The following is a 12,444-nucleotide window of genomic DNA, read 5'->3' as shown; positions in this document are numbered from 1 at the left end:
ATTGTTAATATCACAGCCGCTGATCAAGCCGCCGGTGTTAGTCCCAAATTGCCCGTCGTAGAAGACCGCGGTCCCCCGGCTGGCCGCCTTTCCCCCGCCGATCAGCTGTGAATTCAAGAGCTTCGTCCCGCCGCCGTAGATATAGGTCCCGTAGTATGCATTCGACCCGCTGTATCCCTGGATCGTCACCCCTTCCACCGTGCTGTTGTCGTACAATCCGATGCTGAAGTTCAGCGACGTGTTCGCCACCCAGGTATCGTTCCCATAACCCTCGATCGTCACCTGCGCCGGACCGGCTCCCGCCAGCCGCTTGTCTCTCCCCAGGTCGAGCGGAAAACTTTCTCCGTTGCCGGCGTTGTACTTCTGGCCGCTCTCCAGCACGTGGATCGTGTTCAACGTGTACTGGTTGGCAAACGTTATCGTCTGGTACGGACTTGCCGCGCTCTCCCCGGACGCCGTTTGGTCGGTCCCGGTTACGTTGTTCACGTACGACTCTTCCCGATACGGCGATCCCGCTTCGCCCGCCCCGTCGTAATAGCCAATGTTCGCCCCCTCTCCCGCTCCCAGACACGCTGACCCGCTATGCAGCCGCAGGTCGGCGTTGACCGGGTCGACAAACCGGGGAAAGACCGCAATGTTCCCGCTCCCCCACGTTATCCCGGTCGCCGCGTTATACACGCTCCGCACGTTCCAAAAATCGCAGTAGCTGACGTTGATGCTACCGCTCGAGCGGTAGATCCCGTATGTTCCATACTTTGCCCCCCGGTTCAAACGGGGGGAGTTGACCACGATGTTGTTCTTGAAAGTGATGCTGTTATCGGCGCTGTTAGAGTACAAGCTAACATAATTCTCGCTGAAAGTATTGTTAACTATGCTGATGGTGCTTCCCGGATTATACATGTTGACATAAATACCGGCGTAACTGTTGTTGGCATTGTTGTTCCTGAACAGGTTATTATGAATATCGACCAGCTTCCCGCCACCGCTCTGCCCCCAGCTGTCAATCCAGATCCCATGGTAATAATTGCTCCTGATGGTCGAGCTTTCGATCGTCACGTTGCTGTTAGAGGTGAAATAATAAAGATTGATTCCATAAGAGGAATTGTTAATATCACAGCCGCTGATCAAGCCGCCGGTGTTAGTCCCAAATTGCCCGTCGTAGAAGACCGCGGTCCCCCGGCTGGCCGCCTTTCCCCCGCCGATCAGCTGTGAATTCAAGAGCTTCGTCCCGCCGCCGTAGATATAGGTCCCGTAGTATGCATTCGACCCGCTGTATCCCTGGATCGTCACCCCTTCCACCGTGCTGTTGTCGTACAATCCGATGCTGAAGTTCAGCGACGTGTTCGCCACCCAGGTATCGTTCCCATAACCCTCGATCGTCACCTGCGCCGGACCGGCTCCCGCCAGCCGCTTGTCTCTCCCCAGGTCGAGCGGAAAACTTTCTCCGTTGCCGGCGTTGTACTTCTGGCCGCTCTCCAGCACGTGGATCGTGTTCAACGTGTACTGGTTGGCAAACGTTATCGTCTGGTACGGACTTGCCGCGCTCTCCCCGGACGCCGTTTGGTCGGTCCCGGTTACGTTGTTCACGTACGACTCTTCCCGATACGGCGATCCCGCTTCGCCCGCCCCGTCGTAATAGCCAATGTTCGCCCCCTCTCCCGCTCCCAGACACGCTGACCCGCTATGCAGCCGCAGGTCGGCGTTGACCGGGTCGACAAACCGGGGAAAGACCGCAATGTTCCCGCTCCCCCACGTTATCCCGGTCGCCGCGTTATACACGCTCCGCACGTTCCAAAAATCGCAGTAGCTGACGTTGATGCTACCGCTCGAGCGGTAGATCCCGTATGTTCCATACTTTGCCCCCCGGTTCAAACGGGGGGAGTTGACCACGATGTTGTTCTTGAAAGTGATGCTGTTATCGGCGCTGTTAGAGTACAAGCTAACATAATTCTCGCTGAAAGTATTGTTAACTATGCTGATGGTGCTTCCCGGATTATACATGTTGACATAAATACCGGCGTAACTGTTGTTGGCATTGTTGTTCCTGAACAGGTTATTATGAATATCGACCAGCTTCCCGCCACCGCTCTGCCCCCAGCTGTCAATCCAGATCCCATGGTAATAATTGCTCCTGATGGTCGAGCTTTCGATCGTCACGTTGCTGTTAGAGGTGAAATAATAAAGATTGATTCCGTAAGTGCAATCCACAACTTCACAACTCGTAACCCTGCCGCCGGCACTGTTAGCGGTACCGTCAAAATAGATCCCGGTCCCCCGAGTGCTTGCCCAACCGCCCCCCTTAAAATAGACATTTTCAATAACAACGCCGCTCCCCATAACTTTTGCCAGCTTGTAATTGCCGGTCGTCAATTTTAGTCCCAGGTTGGCCATCGATGTGCCGATTTGCAGTTGGACGATATCAACATTACTGGCTTCGATGGTGGTCAGGTATTTTCCGGCGCCTATGAGCGTACGATACTTGCTTATGGTCAGCGGAAAAGTTTCATTGGAGCCGGTCATCCCCGAAGCTTTATATATCCCGGCGGCGGCGTGGATAACATCGCCGGTGGTTGTTTGGGTTAGCGCAAAGGTCATGGTCTGCCAGGGGTTACCGGAGGTTCCATCACCGGTCAAGTTACCGGTCGAAGCGGCAGCGTCAACGTAATAGTCGGCGGCAAAAACAGCAGGGCAAATAGCCCCAAGTAATATAACACCAAAGCAAAAGCGTCCGATTTTTTTTAGCTTGGACTGCATTATGCCGATTAACCTCACTAATATAATGTAAACAATGAACGCTGAATTATAACATTAAGGCAACAAAATAAAAGGGGAGTTTATAGAGCGGGAGGTTTTAGTAGTCCTGAAGCGCCTTCACGCCAAAGCCCTTCTTCTTGGCCGCTTCGATCCCGCTCACCGACGCTTGGGCGCCGGAGATCGTGGTAACCAGCGGGATCCCGTGAACGACCGCGCTGAAGCGGATCTTGCTTTCATCCACTTTCTGCTTCTTTATCTCTGAAGGGGTGTTAATGATCAGGTTGATCTCGTTATTCTTAAGCAGGTCCATGATATCGGGACGGCCTTCGCCGATCCGCTGGACCTCCTGGACCTCGATCCCCGCTTTTTTCATGACATCGGCGGTCCCAGGGGTCGCGACGATCTGGAAACCAAGGTCGATCAGTTTTTTAACCACGTAAACGATCGAGCGTTTGTCCTTATCTTTCACGGAAACAAAAACTTTTCCTTCCAGCGGCAGGCGCTGGCCGGCGGCGATCTGCGACTTCATAAAAGCGGAACCGAAATCGACGTCTATCCCCATCACTTCGCCGGTCGAGCGCATTTCAGGCCCGAGAACCGCGTCAACGCCCGGAAAACGGTTAAAGGGGAAGACCGCTTCTTTCACGGAAAAATGTTTGACCTCGACTTCGCCGATCTTCTGCTCTTTGAGCGATTTGCCGAGCATAACTTTAGTGGCGACTTTCGCCCAGGGAACGCCGGTCGCTTTGCTGACAAAAGGAACGGTCCGGGAAGCGCGCGGATTAACTTCAAGGACGTAAACCTTTCCGCCCTTGATTGCGAACTGGGTGTTCATCAAGCCGATAACTTTAAGCTCCTTGGCCATGGCATAAGTGTTCTTCTTGATCGTTTCGATCACCGTTTTGCTTAGTGAATACGGCGGGATCGAACAGGCGGAATCGCCTGAATGGATCCCGGCTTCTTCAATATGCTCCATAATGCCGCAGATCACCGTTTGTTTTCCGTCTGAAACGCAATCGACGTCGACCTCGATCGCGTCATCGAGGAACTTGTCGACCAGGATCGGATGTTCCGGCGAAACTTTAACCGCGTTCTGCATGAAGTCTTCCAGTTCATCTTCGCCGTAGACCAGCCGCATTGCCCGCCCGCCAAGAACATAGCTCGGCCGGACCAGGACCGGATAGCCGATCCGGGTGGCGATCTTTTTCGCTTCGACTTTGGAGACCGCGGTCCCGTTGGGAGCCTGGTTAAGTTTTAGTTTGCGGAGCATTGCCGCGAACCGTTTCCGATCTTCCGCCCGATCGATCGAGGCTGGGGATGTTCCAATGATCGGCACTCCCGCTTTCTCCAGCGCTAGGGCGATATTGAGCGGGGTTTGGCCGCCGAACTGGACGATGACCCCATCCGGCTTTTCCTTATCGACAATGTTCAAGACATCTTCGACCGTCACCGGTTCAAAGTAAAGCCGGTCGGAGGTATCGTAATCGGTTGAAACCGTTTCCGGGTTAGAGTTGACCATGATCGATTCCAACCCTTCTTCGCGGATCGCGAACGAGGCGTGGACACAGCAGTAATCGAACTCGATCCCCTGTCCGATCCGGTTCGGTCCCCCACCCAGGATCATGATCTTTTTCTTTTTTGAGATCCGAACTTCGCATTCGGTCTCGTAAGTCGAATAATAATAAGGGGTATAGGCTTCAAATTCAGCGGCGCAGGTGTCGACCAGCTTAAAAACCGCCGCAATCCCCAACCCCTTCCGTTTCTTCCTAACCTCTTCCGGCGTTTCCCCGGTCAAATAGGCCAATTGCTTATCGGAAAAACCAAATTGTTTCGCTTTATATAATGATTCTTTGTCATCCAAGACCTTTTTCCCTAATCCCCTAATTACCTTTTCTTCGTCAATAATCTCCTTCATGTTCTGCAAAAACCAGCGGTCGATCTTGGAAAGTTCAAATACTTCGTCCAGAGTCATCCCGTTTTGCAGGGCGGCTTTAACGTAAAAGATCCGGTCGGGGTTCGGGATCGTCAGCTTAGCGTTAATGAGTTGCTGATCGATTTCATCTTTCCCATCGGCCCCAAGCCCGGCCCGGCCGATTTCTAAAGAGCGAAGCCCTTTTTGCAAAGCCTCTTTAAAGGTCCGGCCAATTGCCATCGTTTCGCCGACCGACTTCATCGAGGTCCCGATCACCGGTTCAGCGTCGGGGAATTTTTCGAAAGTAAAGCGCGGGATCTTAACAACGCAGTAGTCGATCGACGGCTCAAAGGAAGCCGGCGTCTCTTTGGTAATGTCGTTGGGGATCTCATCTAGCGTGTAGCCAACCGCCAGCTTGGCGGCAAATTTAGCGATCGGGAAGCCGGTCGCCTTGGAAGCCAGGGCCGAAGAGCGGGAGACCCGCGGGTTCATTTCAATAATTACTACCCGCCCGGTATCCGGGTGGACGGCAAATTGGATGTTGGAACCGCCGGTCTCAACCCCGATCGCCCGAATGACCGCGATCGACTGGTCGCGCAGGTTCTGGTATTCCCGGTCGGTCAGGGTCTGGGCCGGGGCAACGGTGATCGAGTCGCCGGTGTGGACCCCCATCGGGTCAAAGTTCTCGATCGAACAGATTATGACAACGTTGTCTTTCTTGTCGCGCATCACTTCCAGCTCGTACTCTTTCCAACCGGTCAGATTCTCTTCGATCAGGATCTCGCTGGTCGGCGAAAGTTCCAGGCCAAGCTTGGCGACTTTTTCGAACTCGTCGATGTTATAGGCGATCCCGGAACCGGTCCCCCCCAGGGTAAAGCTCGGCCGAATAATGACCGGCAGGCCAACTTTCTCCATCGTTGCTCTCGCCTCTTCCATGTTATGGGCAAAGCCGGACTTGGGGACATCGAGCCCCGCTTTTTCCATCGCTTGTTTAAAAAGGTCCCGCTCTTCCGCCATTTTGATCGAAGCGATGTTGGCACCGATCACTTCAACCTTGAACTTTTCCAGGACTCCCATCTCCGCCAGTTTAACGGCAGTGTTGAGAGCGGTCTGCCCGCCAAGGGTCGGAAGCAAAGCGTCCGGCCGTTCTTTTTCGATGATCTTGGCGCACATCTCCGGGGTAATCGGCTCAACATAGGTCCGGTGAGCGAGCTCCGGATCGGTCATGATCGTCGCCGGGTTGGAGTTGATCAGGACAACTTCGTACCCTTCTTCCCGCAGGGCTTTGCAAGCCTGCGAACCGGAATAATCAAACTCGCACGCCTGGCCGATAACGATCGGCCCGGCCCCGATGATCATGATTTTCTTTATATCAGTTCTTTTTGGCAATTTAATCTATCCTTTTCGGGAAGCACGCGACAATATCGTCGCGGCTTCCTGGTTTCACATTTTCTGGAAACCTGCGACCTGCCTGCCGGCAGGCACGGCTAAACGTCGCGGTTTCCATGTTGAATCTTCACATCTTTATTATACGGAAGTGTTCCCATTGATTTAACAAACATTTCTTCTGTAATTTGCAATGGATATTTTTTTGCCGCCGTCTCAATTTCAAGCGTACCTTTTTTGCAATTAACAAATTCGTTATCCTCAACACCAACAAACCACACTTCTCCCTGAAGAGCCTTTATGCCATGAGGTAAATTCTCATAAAAATACTCATAATCATTTTGGCCAGATATCTCCACTCCTTTTATTATACATTCTGTAGATACATCTTTTTCTTTGCCTTGTTCATTAATGATTTTTGCACTGTAAATGTAATCATCAGATGTTCCTTTATTTATCAAACAGAAACAAAATATTGCTCCACCTTTATAATTTACAAACTGCTGATCATCGCCAAATTTCCCTCTTTTTGTAAACTCTAATGATATTCTATCCTTCATGCCTTCAATCCATCGAATATGTCTTGGCTTTAACTCATAGCGATTCCTATAATTCCTGAAATAATGTTCCCAAATCCAAATAATTACAGTTATTAAATTAGCAATTAATAATATTAAAAAAGACAAAAATGGCACATTACTACTTAAGCAGGCCCAAATGCTCGAAATAATCGTTGCCATTAATTTAAACACATGGAAACCGCGGCGATATTGCCGCAGGTTTCCATACCTTCATTTGTCATTTGAAATTTGTCATTGGTCATTTATTTATTCGCCTCAACCATTTTAATAAAATTAGCGAATAAATAGTTCGCGTCATGCGGTCCCGGTCCCGCTTCCGGGTGGTACTGGACCGAAAAGACCGGCAGGTTAGTATGCCGAAACCCTTCGACCGTTTCGTCGTTCAGGTTAATGTGGGTCACTTCCATCTCGCTGGTAAAGGTTTTGGGATCAACGGCGAAGCCGTGGTTTTGCGAGGTAATATCGACTTTGCGAGTGTTTAGGTCAAGGGTCGGCTGATTGCCGCCATGATGGCCAAATTTAAGCTTATAGGTCTTAGCCCCCATTGCTAATCCCAGCAGCTGGTGGCCAAGACAGATCCCAAAGATCGGCTTTTTGCCGATCAATTGTTTGATGTTTTCGATCGCGTAGGTGACCGCCGCCGGATCGGCCGGACCGTTGGAAAGGAAGATCCCATCCGGGTTCATGGCCAAAACATCGGCCGCCAGCGTCGTCGCCGGAACAACCGTCACCTTACAGCCAAGCCGCTGGAAATTACGCAAAATATTAAACTTGATCCCAAAATCATAAGCAACAATGTGGTACTTTTTATTCGCGTATTCGTTCCTATTCGTGCATTCGGTCTTATTCGCATATTCGGTTTCATTCCATACATATGGCTTTTTGCAGGTGACGATTTTAACCAGATCAACCCCTTCGACCCCAGCCGACTCTTTGGCCTTCTTGACCAAAGCGGCGGAATCGTCACCCCCGGTGGTAATGACCCCTTTGAGGGAGCCCTGCAAACGGAGGCGCCTGGTCAGCATCCGGGTGTCGATCCCTTCAATACCGATAATGCCGTGTTTCTTCAGGTAGTCATCAAGCTTGCCGGTAGAGCGAAAATTGGAGGCGATGGTGGAGTTTTCGCGGACCACGAACCCTTCACAATGGGGGATAGCCGATTCCAGGTCAGCCTCATTTATCCCGTAATTACCAATTAAAGGATAAGTCATGCAGACGATCTGGCCTTTATAGGAAGGGTCGGTTAAGATCTCCTGGTAGCCGGTGAGCGAGGTATTGAAAACAACTTCTCCCGATCTTTCCCCTACCGCTCCGAAAGATCGCCCTTCGAATATTGTCCCGTCTTCTAGTGCGAGTATTGCTTTCATTTGGTCAAAAAAAAGCCCCGAGTCGTGGATCGGGGCGTTCCCTATTTAGTATTCTAGCACTTGCCCTAAAAGCCTGTCAAACATAAAAAAACGGTCCGGGTTTGACCCCGGACCGTTCGATTTACAGGAAATAATCCGGTTAGAACCGGTCGAAATCCCTGCGTCCGCCACGATCCCCGCCGCGACCACCCTCGGTCTTCGGACGAGCTTCGTTAACGGTGACTTCCCGATCGCCCCACTTATAACCGGTCATCCCGGCAATAGCTTTTTCGGCGTCGGAATCTTCCATGTCAACAAAACCAAAGCCCCGGGACTTGCCCGAGAACTTATCGTTGACGACACGGGCCGAGATAACGTTGCCGAATTCAGAAAACTTAGCCTGAAGATCGGCATCGCCCACGGACCATGGCAGATTACCTACAAAAATACTTTTCATGCGTATAAACTCCTTTTGGATTCTTCTGCGATTAATGGCGTGAGGTCACGGGGACCACTGATAACCGGGGCAGAACCGTGGGCATCAAATGTAACTTTATACATCAGCGCATTAACTTCGACCATTACGGGGAAATATTAGCATCGCTTGCAAAACGTGTCAAGACTTTTCCCGGAGAAGCCAGCAAAGCTGAACCTCTTCAATTAGTTATCGATAGCTATCAAGGATAATTTCACTTTATTTGGAAATCACTTCCAGGGCGAACCGGCGAAAGTCGCCGTCCAAACGGACATAATTAGTGGCGTGGACATGAATAGCATCGGATGCCGGGTCGGTCGGGAAAACAAAAAAGTCACACTTTTCGCTGTAGCTCTTCCCTTCCCCCAGCTTAGCCAGAACATTGGCCCGATCGCCGTAACGGAGAAGGTTATCTTCCCGGAAAAATTCCCCAAAAGGGAGGGATCTTGGCCCGCCACTCACTTGCTCTTCCCAGGAAAACAAAAACCCCGCTTCCGGCGCCGTATTAATAAAGGTCAGCGACACATCCGGGATCGGCGAAAAGCTCATCACCCTGATTGAACGGACAGGATGATGGGGCGGTAAGCCGGGGGCAAATTTCAACGGCAGTCTACCCCAATCGTTGAGCGAATGCCGGGCGATCTCGGAATGGGTCCAGATCGGGATCCCGATTTTATGGCTGGGGATATCGATGTCTGTCCCGGTCGTCGCCGAAAATTGGATAAGCCCGCGGTTCGCATCAAGGCAGATTATGCCGGCAAAATTGGCCTGCCACCCGGAACGGACCTTTTGCTGGCAGGTTCTTTGCGCGTTTATATAAGATTTAATGATCTCGCCGGACCGAAAATGAGTTCCGCAATAAACTTTCATTGAATACTCCTTAGTATCGTCACTTTTTTATCGCTGTTAAAAGCGAATAATTTCAGGATAAGTGTATAATTGTCTTATGCGCTTAAGAGAACCGCTTAGTGGTTGGCTCCATTTCATCGGCACTTTGTTATCGATTGCCGCCTTGGTCATACTGGTCGTCGCCGGGCATGATTCCGCCTGGAAAGTCGTCTCGTTCGCCCTTTATGGTGGAACGCTAATCCTTCTTTATAACTTCAGCACCCTCTACCATTGGGTCTCTGGTCCGGCGAATGAACGGTTGACGTTCCTGCGGAAACTCGACCACTTATCGATCTATCTCCTAATCGCCGGGACCTATACCCCTTTTTGCCTGGTCACTCTTCAAGGGCCATGGGGCTGGTCGCTCTTTGGCATTATTTGGGGATTGGCCCTGCTTGGGGTAATAATCCAATCGGTCTATATTAATGTTAATCGGCTCTTTACCACCATCATTTATTTAGGAATGGGCTGGATGATCGTCATCGCCGTTAACCCGTTACTTTCGGCTCTCCCTCTTAATGGGCTTTGGCTGCTGCTGGCCGGGGGCATCGCTTATTCGCTTGGCGGCATCGTTTATGCCTTAAAAAAACCGAATATTTCCAAAACTTTCGGCTTCCATGAGCTCTGGCATCTCTTCGTTCTGCTCGGCTCGTTCCTTCATTTTCTGGCGATCCTCTTATACGTCGCTTACTAAGCCGCCATAAATCAAGCCTAGACTGATGAAAAAGACTGTCAATGAGAAACGGAAACCTGCGGCAATATCGCCGCGGTTTCCGTTTCTCGACTAAAATAACTTATTTTGGAAGTTTTATTTAACCGCGCACTTAAGTGCGCGGTTAAATTGGAAGCCGAGACGCCTGCCCGCCGTGGCGGGATATTGCCTGCCTGCCGGTAGGCAGTCTCAGGCTTCCAAAATATCCTTTTTCATCAGCCTAAGCTTATGTTTTTCTTATAAACATGCTATATTATCCCCGATGACCATTGAAATCATGCGCTTGATAATATTAGCAATCGGCTGGCCGTGTTTAATCGTTGGGAGCTTATACTTTCTTTTTTCCTCTTACCAATTTTATCTAAACGTCCACAAGTCGATCTTTGGTAAATTAGAACTTTTGATGACCTTTGGCTGGTTATTGACCATGTATTGCCTCGGTATCATCGCGACTTTGGCCATGTATCTCGATGTTAGAATCGGGGTCGAATATGTTTTCCCGATCTTTATGGTCTGGGCCGCTTCCATGTTAATGATTTATGCCAGCATCCGGCAGTGGACAAAAGAAGCGGCCACCATCAACGAGTTTTACCAAGATATCGAAAGAAAATATCAGTCCATCTTTGAGATCTCTCCGGAAGCGATCCTTTTGACCGACACCAACGGCATTGTTCTCTCCGCTAATAATCGCCTGCAGGACTGGTTGGGTTATAAAACCGACGAGATTCTCGGTAAGAATTTGATCCTCCTCCCCTTCCTGACCGAAGAGAGCAAAGCGGCCATGATGAAAAACTTTTCCCAGCGTTTACTGGGTAAGGTCTCGCCCTCTTATGACATAACCTTTGTCAATCGAAATGGGGCAATTATGAATGGCCGAGTCGTCGACACGACAATGAAAGATGAAAAGGGCCTGCCAATCAGGAACCTGACCATGATCAGCGACGTTTCGGAACGGATTAAATTAGAAAAGCTCCAAGACGACCTGACCCACATGATCATTCATGATCTCAAAAATCCGCTGACCGGCATTCAGGGCTCCGCCGACCTGCTTCTCACCGGCCAAGTCGGACCGGTCAATGACGGGCAAAAGAAACTGGTTCAAATCGTCTCTTCCAGCGCGAAGAAGCTGTTTAATTTAATCATGGACATCCTGGACATTAAAAAGATGGAAGATAATAAACTTGAACTGGCAAAAACAACTTTTTCCGCGCAGGAACTGGTCAAAAACCTGGTCTGGATAATCAGCTTGGGCCAACAGCAAGAAAAAGAAGTGGTTTTTAATCAGATCGGAGAGCTCTCAATTACCGCGGATCAGAACTTGGTTACTCGTGTCCTGGAAAATCTCCTCTCCAATTCGATCAAGCATACTCCCCAGGGCGGAAAAATAAATCTGCAGATCAAAAAGGACGGCAACCAGGTTCTTTTTGAAGTCATTGATTCCGGCGAAGGGATCCCGGCAGAGAGCCTGGGTCGAGTTTTTGATAAATTCTTCAAGGTCACGGACCAGACTATGAAAACAAAAATAGACACCGGTCTTGGGCTGACTTTCTGTAAACTGGCGGTCGAAGCCCATGGCGGTAAGATCGGAGTTGAAAGCACGGTCGGCAAAGGCTCCCGCTTTTATTTTTCTCTCCCCGCTTAATTTTGCTATAATAGCTCTATGCCCACAATCGAAGTTAAAAATCTGGTCAAAAAATTCAAAGAATTTATGGCGGTCGACAACATCTCTTTTTCGGTCGACGAAGGTGAATGCTTTGGCCTGCTCGGCCCCAACGGGGCTGGTAAAACCACAACCATCAACATCCTGGCCACCCTCTTAAAACCAACCAGCGGGTTTGCTTCGGTCGCCGGTTTTGACGTGACCAAATTCCGGAATGAGGTCCGCAAAAACATCGGGATCGTCTTTCAGGAACCGGCTCTTGACTCCCGGCTGACCGGCCGGGAAAACCTCGAGTTTCACGCTATGATGTACGGGATCGATAAAACGACCCGTAATCAACGGATCAAGGGACTCCTCGACCTGGTTGAACTCGCTGAAAAAGCCAACGTCCTCGTCCGGAATTATTCCGGCGGGATGAAACGCCGTTTGGAGATCGCCCGGGGACTGATCCATACCCCAAAAGTCCTTTTTCTAGATGAGCCGACGCTGGGGCTCGATTCGCAGACAAGGCGGCTGATCTGGGAATACATCAAAAAACTTAAGGTGACGATCATCCTAACCACTCACTATATGGAAGAAGCGGAGTTCCTCTGCGACCGGATCGGGATCATCGACCACGGTAAGATCGCGACCCTCGACACTTTGGCCAATCTTAAAGCGACCCATGGCGGTAAAAGCCTGGAAGATATCTTCCTCGAATATACCGGCAAAGAGATCCGTAATACGGAGG

8 protein-coding genes and 1 pseudogene are annotated in these 12,444 nt (G+C 50.5%); 3 read left to right on the top strand and 6 right to left on the bottom strand.

Features of this window, described 5'->3' with window-relative positions; genetic code table 11:
• From WC772_08155 to WC772_08130, 6 genes are all read right to left on the bottom strand, one after another.
• Positions 1-2,754, bottom strand: a 2,754-nt coding sequence (locus WC772_08155) for a DUF1565 domain-containing protein (GenBank protein ID MFA6170718.1), incomplete at its 3' end; no start/stop codon positions are given.
• A 97-nt stretch (positions 2,755-2,851) separates the two neighbouring features.
• Entirely contained in the window at positions 2,852-6,055 is a 3,204-nt protein-coding gene (gene carB, locus WC772_08150; protein ID MFA6170717.1) for a carbamoyl-phosphate synthase large subunit, read from the bottom strand.
• Between the two features lie 98 nt (positions 6,056-6,153).
• Positions 6,154-6,792, bottom strand: coding sequence for a hypothetical protein (locus WC772_08145; protein MFA6170716.1), 639 nt, complete (start codon positions 6,790-6,792; stop codon positions 6,154-6,156).
• Positions 6,793-6,875: 83 nt separating this feature from the next.
• Positions 6,876-8,000: a glutamine-hydrolyzing carbamoyl-phosphate synthase small subunit gene (carA, locus tag WC772_08140; GenBank protein MFA6170715.1), complete on the bottom strand. Its 1,125-nt coding sequence runs from the start codon at positions 7,998-8,000 to the stop codon at positions 6,876-6,878.
• Positions 8,001-8,139: 139 nt separating this feature from the next.
• Positions 8,140-8,436: an RNA-binding protein gene (locus WC772_08135; protein ID MFA6170714.1), complete on the bottom strand. Its 297-nt coding sequence runs from the start codon at positions 8,434-8,436 to the stop codon at positions 8,140-8,142.
• A 237-nt stretch (positions 8,437-8,673) separates the two neighbouring features.
• On the bottom strand, positions 8,674-9,324 hold the full coding sequence (locus WC772_08130) for a hypothetical protein (protein ID MFA6170713.1): 651 nt from the start codon (positions 9,322-9,324) through the stop codon (positions 8,674-8,676).
• 76 nt (positions 9,325-9,400) lie between these two features.
• Between WC772_08130 and WC772_08125 the strand changes: the two genes are divergently transcribed.
• From WC772_08125 to WC772_08115, 3 genes and pseudogenes are all read left to right on the top strand, one after another.
• Complete coding sequence (locus WC772_08125; GenBank protein ID MFA6170712.1) at positions 9,401-10,036, top strand: hemolysin III family protein; 636 nt, start codon at positions 9,401-9,403, stop codon at positions 10,034-10,036.
• A gap of 280 nt (positions 10,037-10,316) precedes the next feature.
• Positions 10,317-11,696, top strand: coding sequence for a PAS domain-containing sensor histidine kinase (locus WC772_08120; protein ID MFA6170711.1), 1,380 nt, complete (start codon positions 10,317-10,319; stop codon positions 11,694-11,696).
• A gap of 18 nt (positions 11,697-11,714) precedes the next feature.
• Positions 11,715-12,386, top strand: a pseudogene (locus WC772_08115) (ATP-binding cassette domain-containing protein).
• The last annotated feature ends 58 nt before the right edge of the window (positions 12,387-12,444 follow it).

This window comes from Candidatus Margulisiibacteriota bacterium (genome assembly GCA_041661965.1).
Classification (GTDB): Bacteria; Margulisbacteria; WOR-1; order O2-12-FULL-45-9; family XYB2-FULL-48-7; genus XYB2-FULL-45-9.
This window is presented reverse-complemented; position numbering and strand designations above follow the sequence as displayed.

Coding starts and splice junctions, on each gene's coding strand:
- WC772_08120 (MFA6170711.1), top strand. CDS start 10,317: ATGACCATTGAAATCATGCGCTTGATAATATTAGCAATCGGCTGGCCG.
- WC772_08145 (MFA6170716.1), bottom strand. CDS start 6,792: ATGGCAACGATTATTTCGAGCATTTGGGCCTGCTTAAGTAGTAATGTG.
- carA (MFA6170715.1), bottom strand. CDS start 8,000: ATGAAAGCAATACTCGCACTAGAAGACGGGACAATATTCGAAGGGCGA.
- WC772_08130 (MFA6170713.1), bottom strand. CDS start 9,324: ATGAAAGTTTATTGCGGAACTCATTTTCGGTCCGGCGAGATCATTAAA.
- WC772_08125 (MFA6170712.1), top strand. CDS start 9,401: ATGCGCTTAAGAGAACCGCTTAGTGGTTGGCTCCATTTCATCGGCACT.
- WC772_08135 (MFA6170714.1), bottom strand. CDS start 8,436: ATGAAAAGTATTTTTGTAGGTAATCTGCCATGGTCCGTGGGCGATGCC.